24 protein-coding genes are annotated in these 23,640 nt (G+C 63.0%); 22 read left to right on the top strand and 2 right to left on the bottom strand.

Annotation, left to right across the window (positions count from 1 at the left end; translation table 11 throughout):
• Positions 1 to 45: 45 nt before the first annotated feature.
• From arsC to MU846_RS11285, 21 genes are all read left to right on the top strand, one after another.
• The gene (gene arsC, locus MU846_RS11385; protein WP_246952885.1) at positions 46 to 402 is read left to right on the top strand and encodes an arsenate reductase (glutaredoxin); all 357 of its coding nucleotides are present in this window, start codon (positions 46 to 48) and stop codon (positions 400 to 402) included.
• Positions 403 to 439: 37 nt separating this feature from the next.
• Complete coding sequence (wrbA, locus tag MU846_RS11380; RefSeq protein WP_246952816.1) at positions 440 to 1,036, top strand: NAD(P)H:quinone oxidoreductase; 597 nt, start codon at positions 440 to 442, stop codon at positions 1,034 to 1,036.
• 13 nt (positions 1,037 to 1,049) lie between these two features.
• On the top strand, positions 1,050 to 1,391 hold the full coding sequence (locus tag MU846_RS11375; RefSeq protein WP_246952814.1) for a DUF2069 domain-containing protein: 342 nt from the start codon (positions 1,050 to 1,052) through the stop codon (positions 1,389 to 1,391).
• Positions 1,392 to 1,395: 4 nt separating this feature from the next.
• Positions 1,396 to 2,160 (top strand): RDD family protein, encoded by a 765-nt coding sequence (locus tag MU846_RS11370; protein ID WP_246952812.1) that lies wholly within the window; start codon positions 1,396 to 1,398, stop codon positions 2,158 to 2,160.
• 1 nt (position 2,161) lies between these two features.
• Positions 2,162 to 3,130: a stage II sporulation protein M gene (locus tag MU846_RS11365; protein ID WP_246952810.1), complete on the top strand. Its 969-nt coding sequence runs from the start codon at positions 2,162 to 2,164 to the stop codon at positions 3,128 to 3,130.
• Positions 3,127 to 4,611 carry a DUF4129 domain-containing protein gene (locus MU846_RS11360; protein WP_246952808.1) on the top strand — a complete coding sequence of 495 codons (1,485 nt, stop codon included), beginning with the start codon at positions 3,127 to 3,129 and terminating at the stop codon, positions 4,609 to 4,611. The genes MU846_RS11365 and MU846_RS11360 overlap by 4 nt, the downstream gene beginning before the upstream one ends.
• A complete protein-coding gene (locus MU846_RS11355) occupies positions 4,611 to 6,095 on the top strand; it encodes a DUF4350 domain-containing protein (protein ID WP_246952806.1) in 1,485 nt (494 codons plus the stop codon). Before MU846_RS11360 ends, MU846_RS11355 begins: the two co-directional genes overlap by 1 nt.
• Positions 6,096 to 6,139: 44 nt before the next feature.
• Positions 6,140 to 7,099, top strand: a complete 960-nt coding sequence (locus MU846_RS11350; protein ID WP_246952883.1) for an AAA family ATPase — start codon at positions 6,140 to 6,142, stop codon at positions 7,097 to 7,099.
• Positions 7,096 to 8,439, top strand: coding sequence for a DUF58 domain-containing protein (locus MU846_RS11345; RefSeq protein WP_246952804.1), 1,344 nt, complete (start codon positions 7,096 to 7,098; stop codon positions 8,437 to 8,439). Before MU846_RS11350 ends, MU846_RS11345 begins: the two co-directional genes overlap by 4 nt.
• Before the next feature lie 218 nt (positions 8,440 to 8,657).
• Positions 8,658 to 10,967 carry a putative monovalent cation/H+ antiporter subunit A gene (locus MU846_RS11340; protein WP_246952802.1) on the top strand — a complete coding sequence of 770 codons (2,310 nt, stop codon included), beginning with the start codon at positions 8,658 to 8,660 and terminating at the stop codon, positions 10,965 to 10,967.
• The gene (locus tag MU846_RS11335) at positions 10,964 to 11,386 is read left to right on the top strand and encodes a Na+/H+ antiporter subunit B (RefSeq protein WP_246952800.1); all 423 of its coding nucleotides are present in this window, start codon (positions 10,964 to 10,966) and stop codon (positions 11,384 to 11,386) included. Before MU846_RS11340 ends, MU846_RS11335 begins: the two co-directional genes overlap by 4 nt.
• Positions 11,386 to 11,733 carry a Na+/H+ antiporter subunit C gene (locus MU846_RS11330; protein WP_246952798.1) on the top strand — a complete coding sequence of 116 codons (348 nt, stop codon included), beginning with the start codon at positions 11,386 to 11,388 and terminating at the stop codon, positions 11,731 to 11,733. Before MU846_RS11335 ends, MU846_RS11330 begins: the two co-directional genes overlap by 1 nt.
• A gap of 8 nt (positions 11,734 to 11,741) precedes the next feature.
• The gene (locus tag MU846_RS11325) at positions 11,742 to 13,244 is read left to right on the top strand and encodes a Na+/H+ antiporter subunit D (RefSeq protein ID WP_246952880.1); all 1,503 of its coding nucleotides are present in this window, start codon (positions 11,742 to 11,744) and stop codon (positions 13,242 to 13,244) included.
• Positions 13,241 to 13,714: a Na+/H+ antiporter subunit E gene (locus MU846_RS11320; protein ID WP_246952796.1), complete on the top strand. Its 474-nt coding sequence runs from the start codon at positions 13,241 to 13,243 to the stop codon at positions 13,712 to 13,714. The genes MU846_RS11325 and MU846_RS11320 overlap by 4 nt, the downstream gene beginning before the upstream one ends.
• 18 nt (positions 13,715 to 13,732) lie before the next feature.
• Positions 13,733 to 14,008: a cation:proton antiporter gene (locus MU846_RS11315; protein WP_246952794.1), complete on the top strand. Its 276-nt coding sequence runs from the start codon at positions 13,733 to 13,735 to the stop codon at positions 14,006 to 14,008.
• Complete coding sequence (mnhG, locus tag MU846_RS11310; protein WP_371738916.1) at positions 14,001 to 14,378, top strand: monovalent cation/H(+) antiporter subunit G; 378 nt, start codon at positions 14,001 to 14,003, stop codon at positions 14,376 to 14,378. Before MU846_RS11315 ends, mnhG begins: the two co-directional genes overlap by 8 nt.
• 218 nt (positions 14,379 to 14,596) lie before the next feature.
• Positions 14,597 to 16,789, top strand: a complete 2,193-nt coding sequence (locus MU846_RS11305; RefSeq protein WP_246952789.1) for a TonB-dependent receptor domain-containing protein — start codon at positions 14,597 to 14,599, stop codon at positions 16,787 to 16,789.
• A 48-nt stretch (positions 16,790 to 16,837) separates the two neighbouring features.
• Positions 16,838 to 17,455 carry a PepSY-associated TM helix domain-containing protein gene (locus MU846_RS11300; protein ID WP_246952787.1) on the top strand — a complete coding sequence of 206 codons (618 nt, stop codon included), beginning with the start codon at positions 16,838 to 16,840 and terminating at the stop codon, positions 17,453 to 17,455.
• Positions 17,456 to 17,465: 10 nt separating this feature from the next.
• On the top strand, positions 17,466 to 17,975 hold the full coding sequence (locus MU846_RS11295) for a DUF2271 domain-containing protein (RefSeq protein WP_246952786.1): 510 nt from the start codon (positions 17,466 to 17,468) through the stop codon (positions 17,973 to 17,975).
• A gap of 15 nt (positions 17,976 to 17,990) precedes the next feature.
• Entirely contained in the window at positions 17,991 to 18,815 is an 825-nt protein-coding gene (locus MU846_RS11290) for a DUF4198 domain-containing protein (RefSeq protein ID WP_246952783.1), read from the top strand.
• Positions 18,816 to 19,017: 202 nt separating this feature from the next.
• Complete coding sequence (locus MU846_RS11285) at positions 19,018 to 20,562, top strand: sulfite reductase subunit alpha (protein ID WP_246952782.1); 1,545 nt, start codon at positions 19,018 to 19,020, stop codon at positions 20,560 to 20,562.
• A 506-nt stretch (positions 20,563 to 21,068) separates the two neighbouring features.
• Here the strand turns inward: MU846_RS11285 and MU846_RS11280 are convergent.
• Positions 21,069 to 21,887, bottom strand: a complete 819-nt coding sequence (locus MU846_RS11280) for a helix-turn-helix domain-containing protein (RefSeq protein ID WP_246952779.1) — start codon at positions 21,885 to 21,887, stop codon at positions 21,069 to 21,071.
• Between the two features lie 52 nt (positions 21,888 to 21,939).
• Positions 21,940 to 22,953 (bottom strand): AraC family transcriptional regulator, encoded by a 1,014-nt coding sequence (locus tag MU846_RS11275; protein WP_246952777.1) that lies wholly within the window; start codon positions 22,951 to 22,953, stop codon positions 21,940 to 21,942.
• A gap of 244 nt (positions 22,954 to 23,197) precedes the next feature.
• Between MU846_RS11275 and MU846_RS11270 the strand changes: the two genes are divergently transcribed.
• The gene (locus MU846_RS11270) at positions 23,198 to 23,629 is read left to right on the top strand and encodes an SRPBCC family protein (protein WP_246952776.1); all 432 of its coding nucleotides are present in this window, start codon (positions 23,198 to 23,200) and stop codon (positions 23,627 to 23,629) included.
• The last annotated feature ends 11 nt before the right edge of the window (positions 23,630 to 23,640 follow it).

Here is a 23,640-nt window from a genome sequence, read left to right as displayed (position 1 = left end):
TCGGCTAGAATGAGCGCCATTATGTCACTGGAGAAAGCATCGCTCATGCCCAGCTATGTGATCTACCACAATCCGCGCTGTTCGAAATCGAGGCAAACGCTGGCCCTGCTCGAAGAACGCGGCATTGCGCCCGAAATTGTACTGTATCTGCAAACGCCACCGGACGCTGCGACACTGCGCAAGCTGGTGAGCAAACTCGGCCTGGCCCACCCGCACCAATTGCTGCGCACCGGCGAGGCCGAGTACCGTGAGGCGGGGCTGTCGGCAGACAGCAGCGCTGATGCGGTGATCCAGGCCATGACCAGCCATCCGAAGTTGATCGAGCGGCCGATTGTGGTGAAGGGGGATCGCGCTGTGCTTGGCCGCCCGCCTGAAAATGTGCTGGCGCTGATCGACGGCTAGCGTCTTTACCAGCGCCCTACCGATACAGGATACCTACATGGACGCTTATGTCCTGGTGCTTTATTACAGCCGCACCGGCAGTGTTGCTCGCCTGGCGCGGCAGATTGCAATGGGGTGCGAGAAAGGCGGTATGCCGGCGCGGTTGCGCACGGTGCCACCGGTTGCGCCAGTCACGGAAACTGCCGCGCCACCAGTGCCGGAAGACGGCGCGCCCTATTGCACCATGGCCGACCTGGCCGGTTGCAGCGCACTGGCGCTGGGCTCGCCCACGCGCTTTGGCAATATGGCCGCGCCGTTGAAATATTTTATCGATCAGAGCAGCGATGAATGGATGAGCGGCAGCCTGATCGGCAAGCCTGCGGCGGTGTTCACCTCCACCAGCAGCCTGCATGGCGGCCAGGAAAGCACACTGCTCACGATGATGATGCCGCTGCTGCACCACGGCATGCTGATTACCGGCATTCCTTACAGTGAAGCGGGCTTGATCCAGACCACCACCGGCGGCTCGCCTTATGGTGCCAGCCATATGGCCGGCACCGACAATAACACCGAGCTGAGTGATACCGAAACCGCGCTGGCCCGTGCGCTGGGCGAGCGCCTGGCGCGCACGGCCCTGCAACTGGCCCGCCCCTGATGGAGTGCCTGCCTTGCCGTTGATCCTCACCCGATTGTTCTATGCCCTGCTGTTGATCTCCGGCATCGGTGGCCTGTGGTGGCTGGCGCCACCGGATACACCCGGCATTGCCAAGGTATTCATGACGCTGGTGGTATATGGCCCGTTGCTGCTGTTCTTGCCGGCGGCGATGAGCGGCGGCGCCCGCCAGCTGACGTGGCTGTGTTTTTTGCTGATGTTTTATTTCTGCGGTTATGTGGTGCAGCTTTTTTATCCGCCACCGATGGGCGTGCTGGCGATTTTTCGCGTGGCGTTCACCTGCGCGCTGTTTGTCTGTGCCATGCTGGTGATACGGCGCCAGCCAGGAGATCGCTGACCGGATGATTGACGATCAGCATCACATTACCACCCCGGAAGGGGTGCCTCTGGTGCTGGATCTGGCCGGCCCGCTGCCGCGTGCGCTGGCTTATTTCACAGACTTGCTTATACGTGCCGTGATTTATCTGGCAGCGGCTTTCGTATTCGGCATGATCGGTGGTGCCGGCACGGGCCTGCTGCTGATTCTGGTGTTTGTGCTGGAATGGTTTTACCCGGTCTGGTTCGAGGTGATGCGCAACGGCCAGACACCGGGCAAAAAAGCGTTCGGCATGGCGGTGGTGCACGAGGACGGCACGCCGGTGGATATTCAGGCGAGCCTGGTGCGCAATCTGCTGCGCACGGTGGATCTGTTTCCGCTGCTGTATCTCACCGGTTTTATCACCATGCTGCTGGACAGCCGCTTTCGCCGCCTGGGCGATCTCGCGGCGGGCACGCTGGTGGTGTATGCGGCAAGCAGCAATCGTGCTTTTTCAAACACGCTGCCCGGCGCCGCCGCCGACGTTCGCACTGACACTCGCCACAGCTCTCATACAGCTCCCCACTCTATAGCACCTCACTCTGACGCTCACACGCGCCCGCCGCTGGCGCCGGACTGGCCCGCCACCCTTGCCGACCGACAATTGCTGCTGACGTTTCTCGAGCGCAGCGCTGGCCTGTCGCCGGGCCGCCGGGGCGAGTTGGCGCAGCGCGCATTCCCTGAGCTGCCGCCGGCGCAGGCGGAAGAACAACTTCAGCGCATGGCGCTGCATGTGCAGGGCGGGCGATAACATGCGGCAGCAACAATTCGAGCAGCGCCACGCTGCTTTATGGCAGCAACTGGAAGCCACCGTGACGCATCTTGAGCAAGGCGCGCCGGCCCCTGCGCCGATGCCGATTGCCGCTTTTCCCGAGGCGTATCGCCGGCTCTGCCACCATCTGGCGCTGGCGCGGCAGCGCGGCTATAGCCTGGCGCTTGTCGCACAGCTCAATAGCCTGGTGCTGCGCGGCCACCGCCAGCTTTATCAGCACCGCCCGGCGCTGCTGCCCCGGCTGCGTCGTTTGCTGACTGCGGATTTTCCCCGCGCTGTGCGCGCCCAGTGGCGCTGGCATCTGGCCAGCACGGCGGCGTTCGGGCTGGCGATGCTGTTCACCTGGGTGCTGGTGGCGATGCAGCCGGACATGGCCTACAGCGTGCTGGGCGAATCCATGACGCTGTCGCTGGAGAGCATGTACGGCGATGCGTCGTTCCGTAGCGGCCGCGATAGCCAGGACGATGTGATGATGTTCGGCTATTACATTTACAACAACATCAGCATTGCCTTTCGCAGTTTTGCCGGTGGGCTGGCGTTCGGTATCGGTGCGCTGGTGGTGATGATTTTCAACGGTGGTTTTTTTGGCGCGGCAGCGGCGCATATCAATAATGTCGGCGCTACCGAGCCGTTCTTCACCTTTGTGGTGGCCCATGGCGCCCCGGAGCTGACGGCCATCGTGCTCGCTGGCGGTGCCGGCCTGCAACTGGGCATGGCGGTGCTGGCGCCCGGCCCCTATCGTCGGCTGGATGCGCTGCGCCATGCCGCCGTGCGGGCGCTGCCGGTGGTGTACGGTGTGTTTCTGATGTTGCTGCTGGCGGCATTTATCGAAGCGTTCTGGTCGCCGCGGGATCTGCCGGCGGCCGTGAAATACAGCGTTGGCGCCGCCTGCTGGGCGCTGCTGGCGGCATATCTGTTGCTCACCGGCCGTGACGGAGCCAGGCGATGAGCGATGCACCCCGGCATCAGGCGCGCATTGCGCCGCGCAGCGCCTGGCAGGCGATTGATCTGGGCACGCGCATGTATCGCCGCTGGTGGGCGCCGCTGACGACGGTGTGGTTGCTCACCACGTTGCTGCCGGCGCTGGCGTTGTGGTGGCTGTGGCCGGGCTGGCAAAGCGCACTGGCGCCGCTGCTGTTCTGGTGGCTCAAGCCGCTGTGGGAGCGCCCGCTGCTGGAATACTGCGCCCGTGCGCTGTTCGGCGAGCGCACAGCACCACTGACGCTGCTGCGGCAATTCCCCCGTTATGGATTTTCTTATCTGTTCGATCAACTGACCTGGCGCCGGTTGAGCCCGTCACGCAGTTATCACACGCCGGTGTTCCAGCTGGAAAAAGCCCCGCGCAAACAAACCCGGCAACGGTTGCAGGTGCTGGCGCTGCCGCCCTCTTCTCACGGCGGCGCGCTGACGCTATTGACGGTGCATCTGGAACAGGGCCTGGCCGCCAGCCTGGTGGTGCTGGCCTGGGTGCTGTTTCCGTGGGAGGCCAGCCTGACGCTGGAATACTGGCTTGATGATCAGGCCAATGCGTTTGGCGCGGCCATGCTGGTGGCCTGGTATCTGGCCATGACGCTGCTGCAACCGCTGTATGTCTGCTGCGGTTTTGCGCTGTATCTGAACAAACGCACCTGGCTGGAAGGCTGGGATCTGGAGCCGGGGCTGGGCGACATCGGCCGCCGCCGTGCGGCGCATATCGCGCCGGCGCTGGCGCTGCTGCTGCCGCTGCTGTGCCTGGCCCCCACGCTGGAAGCCGCCGAGCCTTCGGTGCGCGATCAGGCGGTGGAGATTCTTGCCGGCGAGCCTTATATGCCCATGCAGACGGAGCAAGCCTGGCGCTGGAAGCAGCCACCCTCGGGCGACAGCAGCAACTTTTTCGACACCTTGTTGCGCAAGCTGTTCGAACGCGAGCCGGCATCACGACCGCTGGGCACGCTGCCCTGGCTGGGTGAGTTGCTGCGCGTGCTGGCCTGGGCTGCGCTGATCGCTGTGATGCTGTGGCTGCTGTGGTCGCAGCGCCACAGGCTGGCGGTGCCGGCCCGGCCAGCGCCAACGCGCCCGCGAGCGCCGCTTGTTATTCAGGGTCTGTCGCTGGCGCCGGAAAGCTTGCCCGTTGATGTGGCGGCGGCCATTCGCGAAGCGCTGCATGAGGGCGATCGCCGCCGCGCCCTGAGCCTGCTCTATCGCGCCACGCTGGCGGAGCTGCACCAGCGCCACGGCTTGCGCATCAGCGCCGGAGCCACGGAGGGGGACGTGCTGCGCCAGCTACAACAGACACAGCCGGATGACCCGCTGACGGGCTTTCTGGCGCGGCTGACGCCGGCCTGGGTGCGCACCGCCTGGGGCCGCCAGCCGGCGGCGGACGAGCACATTCTGGCGCTATTGAAAGACTGGCAGCACAGCGGGCAGTTGCCCGGCGAGGGCCCGGCCTGATGCGCTGGCGCCTGCTGCTTGTTCTGGCGCTGGTTGCGCTGGCGATCTATTGCGCCAGCCGTTTCGAGCGGCGCAGCCATGTGGTGCATGTGCCGCCAGAGGGCGAGGTGTTGCGCAATCCGATGCTGGCAGCCGGCACCCTGCTGGAGGCACGCGGCCGCAAGGTGCGTTATCTGCTCGGCACGCCGGGGCTGTTTCCGCTGCCTGGCCACGACACGCTGATCATTATGGATCAGCACCGCAGCGGCCTGGGCACTGCGCAAATTGAAGCGCTTTACCAATGGCTGGCCGAGGGCGGCATGATGCTGGTGCAGGCGGCGCCGATGGCGAATCTCGATCAGGAATACGCCGCAGACGATGCGCGCTGGCAACGGCACGACCCGCTGTTGTTCCCGCTTTCGCTGACAGCGCAGCGGGCACCGGAAAACGCTCAGCCCGACGCTGGGTTCGAGGCGTTTTTCGGCGATTGGTTATCGCCTGCGGGCAATCTGTTTCAGCGCCTGTGCCATGCGGCGGATGATCCGGCGATGACGGAGGAATGCCGCCGCCTGTTGTGCGATAACCCGCTGCGCTGGCAGGACACCGAGGTGGAGACCCACGATGGCGTGCGCTATGTCGGCTTTGCGCCTGATGTGGTGCTGACAGTGATGACGGTACTGGCCGAGCAGGCCATACCCAACGACGACGCCACGGAAAAAGCGGCTACGCCCGATCACGAAAATATGCTGCACCGTGAAAAAAATGCCGGCACGGTCTATTTGCCCGGCGAGCCCAAGGCCGCGCCGACACCCGAAGACAAGGGCGGCGTTTGGGCCAGCCATGATGACGCCACGCGGCAGCTGCATTACTTGCGCGGCCGGCTCTCGGCGCTGGGCGCCACGCTGACGGCCCACTCCGAAAGCCGACAAGGCCCGCACCTGGTGCAGTTCAGGATCGGCGCCGGCCGCTTGCTGGTCACCGCCGATCTCGGCCCCTGGCGCAACGACCAATTGCATTATCTGGATCACGCCGAGCTGCTCGATTATTTTACCCGCGAGCATCGCCAGGTGTGGTTTGTGCGCGGGGTGCAGATGGAGCGCCTGCCGGCCTGGCTCTGGCGCCATGCTGCCCCGCTGGCGTTTTCTCTGGCGCTGCTGCTGGTGCTGCTCGTATGGCGGCAGTTGCCGCGCCGGCAGGTGCAGCGTGATGAGGCCACCGGCCAGCCGGGTGATTTTCTGGATCATCTGCTGGCCAGCGGCCGGCTGCTGTGGCGCACGGGCAATGCGGATGCGTTGCTGGCGCCGCTGCGCACCGAGGTGCGGCGACTGATGCAACGCCATCGCCCTGCGCAAGATGCCAGCCATGCCAGCGAGATTGCCACGGCAGCGCGCCTGAGCGCGTGCACCGAGGCTCAGGTGCAACGGGCACTGGGTGCCCGCCCGCGGACGCTGGCCGAATTCACCGATCTGGTGGCTACCTTGCAACAACTCAGGAGAACCCTGTGACGCAACATTCAGACGATCGCGTTACCCCGGCTGCTGCCGCGCCGATGCCGCTGGCCGATGCGGCCGCTCTGGCCTCGCGGCTGGAGCAGGCGCTGAATCAGGTATTGGTGGGCCAGCGGGAGGTGGTGCGCGAGATACTGCTGGCGCTGCTCACCGGCGGGCATGTGCTGATCGAAGGCGTGCCCGGCCTGGGCAAGACGCTGCTGGTGCGGGCGCTGTCGCGGTGCCTGGCGCTGGATTCCGCCCGGATTCAGTTCACGCCGGATCTGATGCCGACGGACATTACCGGGCATGCAATCTACGACCCGAAAAGCGAGCGTTTTCGCATGCGAAAGGGGCCAGCGTTCACGCAGCTGTTGCTGGCCGACGAAATCAACCGCGCCCCGGCGAAAACCCAGGCAGCGCTGCTGGAAGTCATGCAGGAGCGGCAAATCACCATCGAGGGCAGCGCCTTTGCGCTGGCCGAGCCGTTCATGGTGCTGGCGACCCAGAATCCGATTGATCAGGAAGGCACTTACCCGCTGCCGGAGGCCGAGCTGGATCGCTTTCTTTTCAAGGTGCTGATTGATTACCCGGACGCCGAGCAGGAGCAGCGGCTGGTGCGCATGGTGCTCGATGGCACCATCGGCGACAGCCTGGCGGTGGCGAGCCTGGCGCAGATTACCGATGCCGCCGGGGTGCTGGCGATGCAGGCTGCGGTACGGCGGCTGTCGCTGGATAATGCGGTGCTGGACTACGCCGTGCGGCTGGCACGGCAGAGCCGGGATTTTCCGGGCCTGGCGCGTGGCGCAAGCCCGCGTGCCAGCATTGCCATGACCCGCGCCGGCCGCGCCCACGCGCTGCTCGATGGCCGTGATTTTGTGACGCCGGACGACATCAAGGCGGTGGCGCGGCCGGTGCTGCGCCATCGCTTGTGCCTGAGTGCCGATGCGGAGATCGAGGGCTTGCGCATGGAGCCGCTGCTTGATCGCCTGCTGGATGCCGTGCCGGCGCCGCGCCAATGATGATTCCGGCACGGCGGCTGTTGCTGGCGATCGCCGGCTGGGCCGGGCTGGCACTGCTGGCGGCGCTGGCGCCACTGGCCGATGCCAGCCTGCGTGCGCCGCTGACATCGCTGTGGCTCGCGGCCGGGCTGTTACTGGCCATACTGGCCGGCTGCGATGCCTGGCGCAGCCGGCGTGAGCTGGCACCCGCCGCAACGCGGACGTTGCCCTCGGCACTGGCGGCAGGCCGGCCGGGTATTATCGAGATCAATCTGGATCGCAGCGACTGGCGCCCCGGCACGCTGCTGCTGGATCAGCATCCCGGCGATGATGACCAGACCGGTATGCCGCTGGCGCTGATGCCGCCATCGACCCCACGACCGGGGCAAACAACGCGGTTGCAGTATGTTTATCGGCCAGCGCGCCGTGGCGTGGCGCAGTTTGGCGATATCCATCTGTGGTGCCCCAGCCCGGCTGGCCTGTGGCTGCGCCGGCATGTGATCGCGGCCAGCACTGAGGTGCCGGTGTATCCCGATTTTTCTTTTCTGAGCACCGAGCCGCTTGCTGCCGCGCCACAAACCCGGCACCGCCCCGGCCGGCATTTGCGTCGCACCGGCGGCGATGGGCAGGAATTTCATCAGCTGCGCGACTATCGGGCCGGCGACACCCTGCGGCAGATCGACTGGCCCGCCACCGTCCGGCGCGGCAACCTGATCAGCCGTGAATATCGTGATGAACAGCAGCGCCATCTGATCCTGCTGCTGGATGGCAGCCGGCGTCTGGCGCCGCTGATCGGCACCCGCAGTGTGTTCGATCACGCTCTGGATGCGGCATTGCTGATGGCCTCGACCGCGCTTGATCAGGGCGACCGGCCGGGCCTGCTGCTGTGCGCCGCCGAGCAGCCGTTGTGGGTGCCGCCACTGGCCAGCCGCACGGCATTGAGCCGCCTGCTGGGGCAGGTGTATCCGTTGCAGCCGGCAGATACCAACAGCGATTACAGCACTGCCGCCAGCGAGCTGATGCGGCGCTGGCGGCGGCAAGCGCTGGTGGTACTCATCACGCGCCTGCAACCGGATGATGAAGACGACTTGCTGCTGGCCGTGCGGCTGCTGGCGGGCCGTTACCGGCTGATGATCGGCGATATGCAATTGCCGGCACAACAGGCGCTGGCGCGGGCGCCGGTCAACGTTGCGGAGCATGCCTTGCAGATCGCCACCGATGCGGGTTATCAGCAGGCGCGGCAAGCCTTGTACGGGCGCCTGCGCCACGCGGGCGTGCAGGTGATCGATGGCACGCCGGACACCTTGCCCACGCGCCTCAACCAGTTGTATGTGAGCTTGCGGCAAGCCGGCCGACTGTGAGGAGCAGCCGCGTACTCCTTCCCGCTAAAACCTCCGATTTTCCTTGTACTTATATATAGATAGCGATCAGGGCGCGGTTTGCAGGCGGCTGCAAACGACCGTTAGAATCGAGCTGTTGTGCCCCTCATTTCAGTGCCGCCAGGCCCGTGCCGGCGCGGCCCGATGCCCGGCGAGCCACGAGGCCGGACATTCGGTGCGCGCCGGGAAAACGGAGACTTATGCTGCTAACTGTGCTCTCAGGTTTCTTTGTCGCCGCTCTGGCCCCGCTGGTACATCGCCATATCCCCCCCCGCCACAGCGGTTTACTGTTTGCGCTCTTCCCCGCTTGCCTGTTTTTCTATTTTGCACAGCAACTACCCGCCATCAGCGCCGGGGCGATGCTCCTTGAAAGCCAGCCCTGGGTTGCCGGGCTGGATATCCGGCTGAGCTTCATGCTCGATGGCCTGTCGTTGCTGTTTGCCCTGCTGATTACCGGTATCGGTACTTTCATTCTGATATATACCGGCCGCTACCTGGGCGATCATCCGGCACTTGGCCGGCTGTACGCGCTGCTGCTGTGCTTCATGGCGTCGATGTTGGGCCTTGTGCTTTCCGACAACCTGATCGGCCTGTTTGTGTTCTGGGAGCTGACCAGCATCACCTCCTACCTGCTGATCGGCTTCAATCACGAAGATGCGAAGACGCGCGCGGCGGCACTACAGGGGTTCTTCATCACCGCTGGCGGCGGGCTGGCACTGATGACTGGCCTGATTCTCCTCGGGCTGGCCGGGGGGAGTTTCGAGCTGTCACAGTTGCTCAGCGAGCGCGAGGCGCTGCAAGCCCACCCGCTGTTCTTGCCCATGTTGTTACTGATTCTTGTCGGCGCTTTCACCAAATCGGCTCAATACCCGTTTCACTTCTGGCTGCCCAACGCCATGGCGGCGCCTACGCCCGTTTCGGCCTACCTGCACTCGGCCACCATGGTGAAAGCAGGCGTTTATCTGCTGGCCCGGCTGCAGCCGGCGCTGGGCGGCAACGACGCTTGGCTGTGGCTGCTCGGCCTGACCGGCGCCATCACTATGCTGATGGGGGTTTATCTCGCATCACGGACGACCGGCATCAAGCAGATGTTGGCCTACTCCACCGTGATGGCACTGGGCACGCTGACAATGCTGATCGGTATCGGCACCGAGCAGGCGTTGATCGCAGCGATGGCGTTTTTGCTGGCCCATGCGCTCTACAAAGGGGCACTGTTCATGATCGCGGGCGTCATTGATTTCAGTACCGGCGCGAAGGATTTTCTGCAAACGGGCGGCCTCGCGCGGCAGCTGCCGATCACCGCCGCTGCCGCCGTTGGTACCGCGTTGTCGCTGGCCGGCCTGGCACCGATGTTCGGCTTTATCGCCAAGGAAACGATGCTTGAATCCGTCATGGGGGCGCCGGCGCTCGCTGTGGTGTTCTCTGTAGCTGCCTTTCTGAGCGCCACGTTAGGCATCACCATCGCGCTGGTGGTCGGCATCTGGCCGTGGTTCATCCGCCGGGACATGCCGGAGCTGCCCACTGCTTTCCGCTCGCCCGGGCCTGCGCTGCTCGCCGGGCCGGTGGTGCTGGCGCTGCTGGGCCTCGGCTTCGGCCTGTTGCCGGCATTACCGGAGCAAGCACTCAGCGCTGCCGCGTCGGCAGCGGCCGGCCATGCTGTCGTGGCGGAGCTTGCGCTATGGCACGGCGTCAACACGGCCCTGGTAATGAGTATCGCAGCGCTGCTGCTGGGTACGCTTCTGTTTTGCAACTGGGGCCGCTGGCGCAGCATGACTGACGCTGGCGAGCGGTTCGCCCGGCGGCTCGGCCCGGAACGGCTGTACGCCATGGGCATGGAGGCGCTGGTACGTTTTTCGGCCTGGCAGACCCGTGTGCTGCAAAACGGTTATCTGCGTTACTACCTGATGACTACGCTGGGCACCATGGTGGTGCTGGTCATGGCGGCGCTGAGCATGAACCTGTCTGGCATTCGTATCGCCATGGATTTCAGCGGTGTCGCGTTCTACGAGTATGTGATCGCAGCCGTTCTTGCTGCCTCCAGTATTGCTGCGGTGCTCACCAATGAGCGCCTGGGCGCGGTTGCCGCGCTGGGCGCACTCGGCTTCACTGTTGCACTGACTTACGTGATGTTCAGCGCCCCGGATCTGGCCATCACTCAGGTGCTGGTGGAAACCCTGACAGTTATTCTGCTGGTGCTGGTGCTGTTTCGGCTGCCGGGCTTTCTGAAGCTGTCCTCGCGCCCGCTGCGTCTGTTGGACGCACTGACCGCTGTGATCGTCGGCGGCACCTTTACCGTGTTGATCCTCGCGGTAACCGCCACGCGCTACTTCCCGAGCATCTCGCAGTATTTTGTCGAGCACGCTGTGTCTGATGGCTTTGGGCGAAATATTGTCAATGTCATCCTGGTGGATTTCCGCGGCCTGGATACACTCGGTGAGATTGCCGTGCTGTCGCTGGCCGCGATCGGCATCTTTGCCATGCTCAAGCTTCGCTCGGGAGGCCAGGAATGAATCAGCAATCGCTCATTCTGCGCACTACCGGGCGCTTCCTGCTGCCGCTGTTGTTGCTGTTTTCTCTTTTCCTGCTGCTGCGCGGCCACAACGAACCCGGCGGCGGTTTCATCGGCGGGCTGGTGGCTGCGGCCGCTGTGTCGCTGCATCTTTTTGTAATGGGCACCAATGCGGCACGGCGGGTGCTGCGGCTCACACCGCGTGATCTGATCGGCTGGGGGCTGACTACCGGTGTGCTTTCTGCGGTGCCCTCCACACTGCTCGGTGAAGCATTTTTCACCGCTCTCTGGTTCGAAATCACATTGCCACTGTTGGGTGAACTGAAACTCGGCACACCGCTGTTCTTCGACCTCGGCGTCTATATGGTGGTGGTCGGCTCGGTGCTCACTATTGTGCTCAACCTGGCGGAGGAAAGCTGATGGAAACCCTGATGGCGTTTGTCATCGGCGTGCTCTACGCCACCGCGACGTACATGATGTTGCGCCGCTCGATCGTGAAGCTGGTGATCGGTCTGGTTCTGCTTTCCAACGCCGCCAACCTGTTGTTATTCACCACCGCCGGCATGATGCGCGGCGCGCCCCCTCTGGTACCGGAGGGGGCGCTACAACCAGAAGGCCCGGTCGCCGACCCGCTGGCGCAGGCGCTGATTCTGACAGCCATTGTAATCGGTTTCGGCGTACTGGCCTTTGCCGTGGTGCTGATTCGCCGGGCCTATGACGTCGTGCGCGCGGATGACATAAACCGGATGAAGGGTACGGATACTTGAGCTTCCCGCTGACGCTTGCAATCGCCCTGCCAATACTGATCCCGCTGTTCAGCGGCGCACTGTCCGTCACCGGGTGGCGCTCGCGCAGAGTCCAGCGGGCGCTGGCGGTCATCGGTACCGGGCTGCTGCTACTGGCTTCCATCCTGCTGCTGCATGCTGTCTGGCAGGATGGTTTTGTGGTCATGGAGATGGGCAGCTGGCCGGCCCCGTTCGGCATCGTGCTGGTGGCCGATCTGCTCGCCGCCATCATGGTGCTGCTCGCTGCAATAACGGGTTTCGCCACCGCGATCTATTCGTTGAGCACGATCAGCGAAAGGCATGAACGCTTCGGCTATTACCCGCTACTGCATCTGTTGCTGGCTGGGGTCAACGGCGCGTTCCTGACCGGGGATATCTTCAATCTATATGTCTGGTTCGAGGTGATGCTGGTGGCCTCGTTTGCGTTGCTCATCCTGGGCGGCGAACGTGCGCAAATGGAAGGTGCCATCAAGTATGTGACGCTGAATCTGGTGTCCTCCGCGATCTTCCTGTCCGCCATCGGCTTGTTATATGGGCTGGTAGGCACGTTGAACATGGCCGATATCGCCGCCAAGCTCGCGACCGTCGACGACACCGGGCTGGTGAACGTCGTGGCAATGCTCTTTTTCGTGGCGTTCGGCATCAAGGCGGCCGCATTCCCGTTTTTCTTCTGGTTACCTGCCTCCTATCACACGCCGCAAGTGGCCGTCTCGGCACTGTTCGCCGGCTTGCTGACAAAGGTCGGAGTGTATGCGCTATTCCGTGTCTTCACGCTGATATTCAATATCAGCGACAGCCTCACTCATGCGATGCTGGTCTGGATGGCCGGCCTGACCATGCTGACCGGGGTGCTCGGCGCGGCCGCTCAGTTCGAATTCCGGCGTATTCTTTCGTTCCACATTATCAGCCAGATCGGCTACATGATCATGGGCCTGGCGTTGGCGCCATTATCCCCGCTCGCGCTGACGGGCGGCATCTTTTATATCGTGCATCATATTATTGTGAAGGCTAACCTGTTCCTCATCAGCGGTCTGGTCTATTGCTTGCGAGGCAGTTATGAGCTGAAACATCTTGGCGGGCTCTATCGCGACAAGCCATGGCTGGGCATCCTGTTTCTGGTCTCGGCATTCTCGCTGGCGGGCATGCCGCCGCTATCAGGATTCTTTGCCAAGTTTATCGTCATCCGTGCCGGCATCGAAGCGAACGCCTGGTGGCTGGTGGCCACTGCGCTCGTTGTCGGCCTGCTGACACTTTATTCGATGACCAAGATCTGGGCCGAAGTGTTTTGGAAAGCGGCACCCACGGAGGATAACGCCACCCGGCCCGCCAGCGGCGACCTGCGAGCGCTTTACGCCACTATCGCGGCCTTGGCACTGATGACACTGTGCATCGGCCTCGGCGCGCAACCGGTATTCGAACTTGCGCAGCGCTCTGCCGAGCAACTGCTAGACCCGTCGCGCTACATTGAGGCCGTACTGGGAGAGCGCCTATGAACGCCCTGACCTGGAATATCATCCTGGCGCTGATCTGGGTCGGTATCACTGGCGATTTCAATCTGGCCAACCTGCTGATCGGCCTGCTGCTGGGCTATGCCATTCTCGGCTTCGCCCTGCGCGATCAACCCCAGTTCGCCCGCTACGTCGGCAAATTACCAAAACTGGTGTGGTTTACCGGATTTTTCCTGCGTGAGCTGTTCACCTCGAACCTCCGTGTCGCCTACGACGTATTGACACCGACCCACCACATGCGCCCGGCGGTGATCGCCGTACCGTTGATCGCTCAGACCGACGTGGAAATTACCGTGCTCGCTAATCTGATCTCTCTGACGCCAGGCACACTCGGCCTGGATGTTTCCAGCGACCGCAAGGTGCTCTACCTCCACGTCATGTATCTGGATGATGAGCAAGACGTGCGCGACAGCATCCGCCGCCTGGAGCAGCGGGTACTGGACCTGCTACGTTGAACCAAGGAGGACGCTAAAATGCCTGCTACCGTCATCTGGGCCAGTTATGCACTACTCAGCCTCGCGTTGATCATGGCTTTTATCCGCCTGGTGCTCGGCCCGACGTTGCCGGATCGTGTCGTTGCGCTGGAGTTGATGGCATCCCTCACGGTGGGGTTCATCGGCATCTATGCGCTGACCACAGACCAGCCCGCGTTTCTGGACGTGGGCATGGTGCTGGCGCTGACCGCCTTTCTGGCGGCGGTCGGTTTCGCCCGTTATCTGGAACGTGGAGCCCATCGCGATGATCACTGACCTGATCGCTGGCTTGTTCATGATCGCCGGCACTTTCCTGATGTTCCTGGCCGGCCTCGGGCTGCTGCGAATGCCCGATCTGCTCATGCGCATGCATGCCACCACCAAGGCCGGCGCCATGGGTATCGGCCTGGTGATGATCGGTGTTGCCCTGCATTTTCTTGAGGCCGGGGTCACCGCCAGGGTGCTCATTATTGTGCTGTTCGTGATGCTGACGGCGCCGGTGGCGGCGCACACCATCGGCCGCGCCGGCTATTTTGTCGGCGTGCCGCTCTGGGAAGGAATGCTCAAGGACGAACTCAAGGGCCGCTACGACGCCGAAACACATACGCTGGCCTCGCCGCCGGAACACCAGAACAAGGAGCCGTAGCTCCGCCCGAACAGACCGCTGCCAGCGCACAAATCACCCGAAATCGGGCGACGCTTACACTCTTTACACTTTGGCAAAGCCGCTCCCTATGCAAAACAATCACTTATGATAACCATCTACGATTGAGAACGGTTATCGTTTGCTATAATATTCGCACTCATTGCTTGCCGACATTCGCGCAAATACCACTTACCTGTGAAATTCTTGAGGAGCACTTGATGCACGCCTACAGGCCCCGTCTGACTCGCTGCCTGCTGTCTCTTGCCGTGGCTACCGCTTCGCTGGGCGCTGCTGCGCAACAGGACCCGGTGCAATTGGACACTGTTCGTGTGGTATCCACCGCGGCGGGCTATGAACAGGACATCAAGGATGCGCCGGCCAGCATCAGCGTGGTGAGCCGCGACGATTTGCAGACCAAACAATATCGCGACCTGGCCGAAGCGCTGGCCGACGTGGAAGGCGTGGATGTGCGTGGCAGCACCGGCAAGACCGGCGGTCTGGATATCAGCATCCGTGGCATGCCCAGCGACTATACGCTGATCCTGATCGACGGCCGCCGCCAGAACGTGGCCGGCGATGTGACGCCGAACGGCTTTGGCGCGGCGCTGACCAGCTTTATGCCACCACTCTCTGCCATTGAGCGGATCGAGGTGGTGCGGGGGCCGATGTCCACTCTTTACGGCTCCGACGCCATGGGCGGCGTGGTCAATATCATCACCCGCAAGGTGGCCCAGGAATGGGGCGGCGCGGTGCGCCTGGAAGCCGGCCTGCCGCAAGACAACGACTGGGGCACCGAGCAAAAAACCGACATTTATGTGAACGGCCCGCTGATCGATGGCGTGCTCGGCCTGGCGGTGCGCGGCGGCACCTATCACCGAGAGGCGACCGACTACATCGTTGCGCCCGGCGCCACGCCCTCGGGCCGCAACCCTGCGCCAGCGGAGAGCCGCCAATACAATATCGGCGCGCGGCTGACCTACACCCCCGACAGCGATCACGAATTGTGGCTGGATCTGGAACGTGGTCTGACCTGGTACAACAACGATGACGGGCGGCTGGGCAGCCGGGATGCGGACGCAGTGGCGCCGACAGATGACCTGCCTGGTTACAAGGATTATATGCGCCTGAACCGCGATCAGATTGCCGTCGGCCACAGCAGTCGTGTGGGTATTGGCCAACTGGAATCCAGCGTGAGCTACGCCACAACCGAAACTCTGGGGCGCACCATTCCCGGTGAACTCGGCGATATCGGCACGCCCTTCTCCGGTTTCCCCAATATCATCATCGGCGACGATCGCGAACTGGAAACCACCAATACCGTATTCGATACCAAATATGTTGCGCCACTTGGTGACGCACATACGGTGACCGTGGGCGGCCAGTGGTGGAAAGCGGAGCTGGAAGATGGATTGCTGCCGGAGAAACACGACCAAACGTTGGCGGCGGTCTTTATCGAGGACGAGTGGCGTTTCACCGATAGTCTGGCGGCAACGTTCGGTGGCCGTTATGACGATCATGATGCTTTTGGCGGGCACTTCAGCCCGCGTGCGTATCTGGTGTGGAATACCACTGACCAGGTGACTGTCAAAGGTGGCGTGAGCCAGGGCTTCCGCGCACCACGACTGAATCAGTTGATCGACGGTATCAGCGGCATCAGTGGCCAAGGTACCAATATCAATATCGGCAACCCGAATCTGGAACCTGAAACCAGCACCAACACCGAACTGGCATTGCTGTTCGACAACTACGAAGGACTGGCCGGTTCGGTGACGCTGTTCCATAACGAAATTGAAGACCGTATTACCGGCGGCGAAGGGGATTGTGCTGTGAACCCGATCTCCAGCTGCGCCGCCAACCCCACCGCCACCTACGCGGTGAATATCGATGAAGCGAAAACCTGGGGCGCCGAGCTGAGTGGCCGGCTGCCACTGGCCGACGACTGGTCGCTGCAACTGAGCTATACCTGGACCGACAGCGAAGTGACCGAATCTGGCCAGGACAACGGCAAGCTCAGCAACACGCCCAAGCATCGCGGCAACGCAACATTGCGCTGGACGGCCAGCGAACGCCTGAACCTGTGGCTGCGCGGCGAATACCGTGGCGAGGCCAAGCGTTTCAGCGGCCGCACCGCGGACCTGACCGGCAACAATGCGCTGATCTACCAGGCGGTGGGTGATCTGAAAGCCTACTCACTGTTCCACCTTGGCGGTGCTTATCAGGTATCCGAGCGCGTGACGCTGAACGCCAATGTGTTCAACCTGCTGGACAAGGAATTCCGCAAATACACTACCTATACGGACACCGCCAGCAACCTTGCCTGGGCCAGTGAATACTTCCAGACAGGCCGCAGCGTGGATGGCGGTGTGCACCCGGGCCGCACTTTCTGGTTGTCGGTGAATATGGAGTTCTGATGGCCGTGTAGTCAGCATCGCTGACTCAACCAAGGAAGCGACCGCACCGTGTCCCATTCCCCTGTGTCAGGCCATCGAAATTTCTGGTTGCGTCATCTGCACCAGTGGCACTGGATCAGCTCTGCCCTGTGCCTGGTGGGCATGTTGCTGTTCGCCGTTACCGGCATCACGCTCAACCATGCGGCGCGCATTGAAGCGCGCCCGACCATCACCGAGCGCGAGGCCGTGGTGCCGGATGCACTGCTGCCGCCGCCTTCGCAACAGGCCGGCGCCCTGCCCACCGGCTTGCGGGCCTGGCTTTCAGATCAGCTGGGCATTGCGACCGGCGCGCATGAAGCCGAGTGGAGCACGGATGAAATCTACCTTGGCCTGCCGCGCCCCGGCGGCGATGCCTGGCTGAGCATTGATCGCGCCACCGGCGAACTGTTTTACGAGCGCACTGACCGGGGCTGGGTGGCCTGGCTCAACGATCTGCACAAGGGCCGCAACACCGGCACGGCGTGGCGCTGGTTTCTGGATATTTTTGCGGTGGCCTGCCTGGTGTTCTGTATCACCGGTTTGTTCCTGCTGCACCTGCACGGTCGCCAGCGGCCCGCCACCTGGCCGTTGGTCGGCCTGGGGCTGGTGGCGCCGCTGCTGCTGATCATTTTGTTTATTCACTCGTGAGGTTCTCTTGATGCGCTCGTTGATCGCACCCGCCCTGCTCGTGGCGCTGGTACTACCGGCCAGCGCCGCAGAACTGACCATCAGCGTGGAAATTCCACGCCTGAACGTGGCCGAATATCACCGCCCTTATGTGGCCTTCTGGCTGGAGCAGCAAGGCGGCAGCACTACCACGCTGGCCGTGTGGTACGACACCAAGCTCAAGGATCGTGAGGGCGAAAAGTGGCTCAAGGATATGCGCCAGTGGTGGCGCCGCAGCGGCCGCAGCCTGGAGATGCCGGTGGATGGCGTGTCCGGCGCCACGCGCCCGGTGGGCGCACACAGCTTCACCCTGCGCACCGGCCAGGCGCCATTGGCCGAGCTGGCGCCCGGCGATTACACCTTGCAGGTGGAAGCCGCCCGCGAAGTGGGTGGCCGTGAAGTAGTGAGCATTCCATTCAGCTGGCCGCTTGATGGCGCCTTCAGCAACAGCGCTGCCGGCAGCCAGGAGCTGGGCACCGTCCGCCTTGATATTACCCCCTGAATCTGGAGCACTGTCATGATTTCAGTACGCTTGCCGCGCCGCCTGACGCCTGCCCTGATGCTGGCTGCCGCTTTCAGCCTGCCACTGGCCGCCGAAGCTCACCGCGCCTGGATATTACCGGCCGCCACCAGTCTCTCCAGCGATGATGCCTGGGTGACGTTTGACGCGGCGATTTCCAACGATATCTTCCACCCCGATTACCACGCCATGTCGGCGGCGGGCATCACCGCCACAGCGCCGGACGGCAGTGAGGCGCCACTGGAAAATATTCATACCGGCAAACATCGCAGCAATTTCGACCTGAACCTGACCCAGCGCGGCACTTATCGCATCAGTTCTGCCGGCAAGTTTGTCATCGCTTCCTGGGAAGAAAACGGCGAACGCAAACGCTGGCGCGGCGACGCCAGCCAATGGCGTGCCGCAGTGCCGGCCGATGCGGCGGATCTGCGCATCACCGAATCCGCACGCCGGCTGGAAACCTATGTCACCGCAGGCGCGCCCACCGAGACGGTCTTCAAACCGGGGAACAACGGGTTGGAGCTGGTGCCCGTAACCCACCCGAACGATCTTTTCGCTGGTGAAGAGGCCACTTTCCAGTTGTTGATTGATGGCAAGCCTGCGGCGGCGCTGACAGTGGAAGTGATCGCCGGCGGTATGCGCTATCGCAACCAGCAGGACGAAATGACCACCACCACTGATCAGCAGGGGCGTTTCAGTGTTACCTGGCCCGCAGCAGGCATGTATTGGCTCAATGCCGAGCTGGAAGACGATCAGGCGTCGATTCCGAATGCCACCCGGCGCGCCAGCTTTACCGGCACTTTTGAAGTGCTGCCCCAATAATCATTGAACGGCGACGGAGCGGGCCGGCTCTTGCTGGCCCGGCTGATATGCCCATGCACCACGCCGTCTTCCCGCCGACGATAGCCCACCCGCTGCTCCACGGTGCGCGCTGGCGCGCTGCGTTCTGCGCCCCCCTGCGCGAGGGACGCTGCTGATGTGCCAACACGGAAGCAACATTGCCACAAAAGGCGTCCATGACATCATGAAAAGCCCACTGCTGTGGTGGGCTATCATCGCTGTATCCTTTGCAGCGCTGGCGCTGGGCGACTCCACCACGGGTGCTTTTTTGCGCCAGCCCGCGATAGCTGCGCCGGCCACCCTGCTGCTGTATTTACTCGCTTGCGGATATTGGCTCTGGTACCAGCCGGGCGCTCGAAAGAGGGCCTTGCAGCGACGAAAGAACAGCTTTCAGACACCGGGCATGCTGATCGCTTACGCAAGCCAGAGCGGCACCGCCGAACAACTGGCCTGGCAGACCGCCGAGCACCTGAGCGCCGCCGGCACAGACGCAGAGGTGGTACCGTTCAATCAGGTAAGCTCGCAGCGGCTGGCGAGCGTTGCGCAGGTGTTGGCCATTGCCAGCACTTACGGCGAGGGTGATGCGCCGGACAATGCCGCCGTGTTTGCCCGGCAAGTGATGCCGCAAACACCGGATCTGGCCCACCTGCGCTACGCAGTGCTGGCGCTGGGTGATCGGCATTACGATGCTTTCTGTGCCTTCGGCCGCCAGCTTGATGACTGGCTGCAACGGTGCCGTGCGCGCCCGTTGTTTCCCTTGCTCACGGCAGACCGTTGTGACGCACAAAGTCTGGGAGCCTGGCAGCAACAGCTGCGCCACCTGGGTGTCGCACGGAGCGCGGCAGAAAGCGCCGGAGACAGAGCTGCCGAGAGCGATGGAGTTAGCGACGAAGAGGGCACAGAAGAGACAGCCGCAGAGATTACCCTGAGCACGACGCCTTGGCGGGCAGCGCGGCTGGTGAGCCGGCGGTGTCTCAATATCGGCAGCCCCGGCGCGCCCGTGTTTCATGTGCTGTTGCGTGCCGACGTGGCTTTGACCTGGCAGGCAGGCGATATTCTGGAGATACAGCCCGGGCCGGCGCACAACGAGGTACGCGCCTATTCGATTGCGGCCATTGCGGCACAAAGCACCCGCGCCAATGCAGCCACAGGCTCAGACGCAAATGCACCATGCTGCATGCTGGAACTGCTGGTGCGGCAAGTACCGCTGGATGATGGCCGCCTGGGTCTCGGTTCCGGCTGGCTCACTCACGCTGCTGCGGCCGGCGACCTTACGCCGGTGCGCATCCGCCGAAACCCTGCTTTTCACGGCCTCAACGGCCCGATGATTCTGATTGGTGCGGGCACCGGCCTGGCCGGGCTGCGCGCTCATCTGCAAGAGCGCGCACAACAGGGCCAGCACGAAAACTGGTTATTATTTGGCGAACGCAGCGCCGGGCACGACAGCCTGTTTCACGAAGAGCTGGCTGCCTGGCACGAGCGCGGCCATCTGCGGCGATGGGATCGTGTATTTTCTCGCGCTGGCGCGGCACATATTCATGTGCATGAACGCCTTGCGGCAGAACACACCCGGTTGCAGCAGTGGCTGGCACGCGGCGCTGCCATCTATGTGTGCGGCCGCCTTGCCGGCGTCGGCCGCAGCGTAGATGGCACGCTTCGCTCGCTGCTTGGTGATGACGCGGTGGACGTGCTGATCAAAGCCGGTCGTTACCGGCGAGATGTTTACTGATCGCGTTCGTTGCGCCTGCCTCCAGGCCGCCGCTGCGCTGTGCCGCTCTACCCTGAAAACCAGGAGCGCAGCTCTTCCGCTCCTCCCCGGCCGCCATCTGGGCGGTGAACAGCCCCGGCGCCGGTGCGAGCGATTGCCACCTGCTCTGATACCGTCGCAAAAAAAAGCGCCGGAAACCGGCGCTTCAAAGTTATTACGTTAAGGAGACTTTCACTAAACAAACCCAATCACAGAATCAGCTAAAGCTGGCGTAGCGTGTGGAGGAGAGGCCACGTTCGCTACTGCAAGTTATGACCGCGTTGCTGACGATTAAGTTCAAATAAAGAGAAAAAATTTCCTGACCGGTCGTCGGAAGGTAGCTTCGAGGGGCTGTCGGGCACAGCCAGAGATGGCATTTTGATATCATTTCCGGCGCCTTCGGGCACCCGAGGCGCCGCCCTTGCCACCCTGCCCTGACGCTTCTCGGTGCGCCTGTGTGCGCCGCAGCCTTGATGCCGCGGGCTCTTTCAGCCCGGCTCGTTGCAGCCGCCAGCGCTGGCGCTCGAGAGAATTTCCACTCGCACCTGGTTGTGCTGCTTCAGCACAGACGACGGCGGCAAGCCGAACATACGTCGAAAGGTACGGCTGAAATGGGCGGAGTCTGCAAAACCGGCAGCCAGAGCAGCCTCCGTCAGTGAGCTGCCGTATTGTGCTCGCCGCACGGTGTCTCTGACACGCAGCCACAACAAATAGTGCCCGAGAGGCAAGCCCAGCTCTGCCTTGACCAGATGCTGCAAGCGCGACACGGACAATGACACTGCCTCGGCCAGTACCGCCAGGGAGGGCGGCTGTTCCAGTTGCTCGGCAAGCATCCTGCACACGCTCACCACCCTTGGATCCCGCGCTCCGGGGTGCGGTGCATTACGCCCCAGCACGGTTACGGCGTGACAGAAAAAAGCCGCGGCTGCGCGCCCCTGCCACGGGCCCGCAGGAAGGCCGGCAAGTATCTCGGCGCGCTCGGCTGCGCTCAGCTCGATCACTGGACTCGCCACAAAGCGGCCACCAAAATGCTGAAACGCTCGGCCGTCCGGATCGACCTGCATGATCAGCACACCGGCATCGCGGGTCCGTAGTTGTTGCTCCACGCACGGTGCGACGCACAGGCCGCTGCTTTCTTGCCAGGCGCCATCGCCGTGACGAAATAAAAAAGGCGCGCCGCTGGCCAACAGCACTGAGGCGTTGTAATGGGAGTGCGGCGGATTGTCGACCGCACATCCCACCATCAGTGCGTGGCCGCCGTGCACATACAAGGCGCCTTGCCGGTCGACTGGTTCCCTGTCGCCCATCGCTGCCCTCTCTCGAAAATGCGGTGGCGAGCCGGAGCGGCTGCCGTATTTGTCAGCGCTGCCGACGCCGGTACTCGCCCGGTGCACAGCCTTCCCAGCGTTTGAAGGCGTGATAAAAGTTCGCGATGTCCGAGAAACCCAGTTCCGCGGCCAGTTGCTCCATATCGCATATTTCTGCTCGCAAGGCGGCGCGAGCGTAGCCATGCCGCACTTTGTCCCGCAGCTCGGCAAAACTGGTTTGATCCTGCCGCAGACGACGTTGCAGCGTGCGCACGCTGAGGTTGAGCGCCTGCGCGACATCGACAATGGCGACATCTCCCTGACCAAGACGCTGACGCAGCACTTGCTGTACTTGTTCGGCCGTGCCCTGGGCGCGGCTCAAGCCAGCCAGCAACCGATCCGCTTGCCGGCGCAGGCGTTCATTGTAGAGCGGATAAGCGCCGGAGAAAGGCCGCACCAGAGTTTCCTCGGCAAACACGATGGCATTGTGTGGCTGCTCGAAATACTGCGGCACCTGAAAATAGGCATCATACGGCCGGGTGTCGGCCGGTGCTGCGTGCCGCATCTCCACTGCCTCAAGGCCGAGCTGCTGGCTGGTCAATGAACGGCCGATGGATACCATGGTGGCCACCACGGCCTCGTTGTGGGCGCGCAGGCTGGTGAACCGCAGCGAGGGATCGGAGCTGGCCGCCAGCCGGACACTGCCCTGGCTACGCTGCAACGACAACTCCATATACGGCACCATCAGATTCTTGTAGCGCAGCAGCGATTGCAGGGCCGCATCAAGATTGCTGGAGGACGCCATCAGGTTGCCGAGCAGATCCATGGCGCCGTAATGGGTTTCGCTGCCGACACGCAAACCGAAGAAGGCATCGTCGTCGGCGCTGATGAAGGCTGCTGTCAGCAACGCATCCAGCTGCGCCAGCGTGATGAACTGATCGCGCCGGCCGACGGCGTCCGGATCAATGCCGATACGCTGGAACATAGCCTGGATATTGAGCCGGCTTTTCATGGCCAGCTCCAGCAAACCCGGCAAGATAGACGCCGGTATCAGGCTGTTCGACATACTGCCCTCCCGGTGCACGTGATGCCGTTGACGCTATGCCACACGGCGGAACCGGTCAACCAGCGCATCCGTGCGAGCCAATAGCTCGCCCACGATGCCCGCCTGGCGCCAGTTTGCTGGCCGTGCTGAAGCGGGTTCGGTAATCTTGTTCACCAATTGCGCCCGGCTTCCCTGTTGGCCTCTCTCATGATGTTCTTCTGAGCGAACGCCCGCCGAGCCATAAACTCACTGCACGAGACGTTCTATGCTACGACGTTACTACGCTGACATGGTCACCGAGGCGGCCGTGCCACCGGCACAGGCTTTTCGCTTTTTCTGCAATGTGCCAGCCTGGGCTGAATGGTCAAGTGTGATTGCGCACGCACGGCTGCTCAATGGCAACTGGCGGCGCGGTGCGCTGCTGATGTTTGCGCCACGGCTGCCCGGCTTGCCGCCTGCACCACTGATCGTGCCGATCCTGGAATACGAACAGGATTACCGCATCACCTGGGGCGTGAATCTGCCCATGGCGCGCATGCTGCATCGCTTCACCTTCACGCCCGCCGAAGATGGCAGCTGCCGCATCCATCATGAAGAGTGGTCGGAAGGCGTCATCAGCCTGCTGGCCTGGCCTGTGACTCGCCGCCTGCGGCAGTTCAACGAGCGTTTCGCCCGCGAACTCGCGGCTATGTTCTGACCCCGGCTCAC

Origin of the sequence: Alcanivorax quisquiliarum, assembly GCF_023051175.1 — a bacterium.
Lineage (GTDB): Bacteria > Pseudomonadota > Gammaproteobacteria > Pseudomonadales > Alcanivoracaceae > Isoalcanivorax > Isoalcanivorax quisquiliarum.
This window is presented reverse-complemented; position numbering and strand designations above follow the sequence as displayed.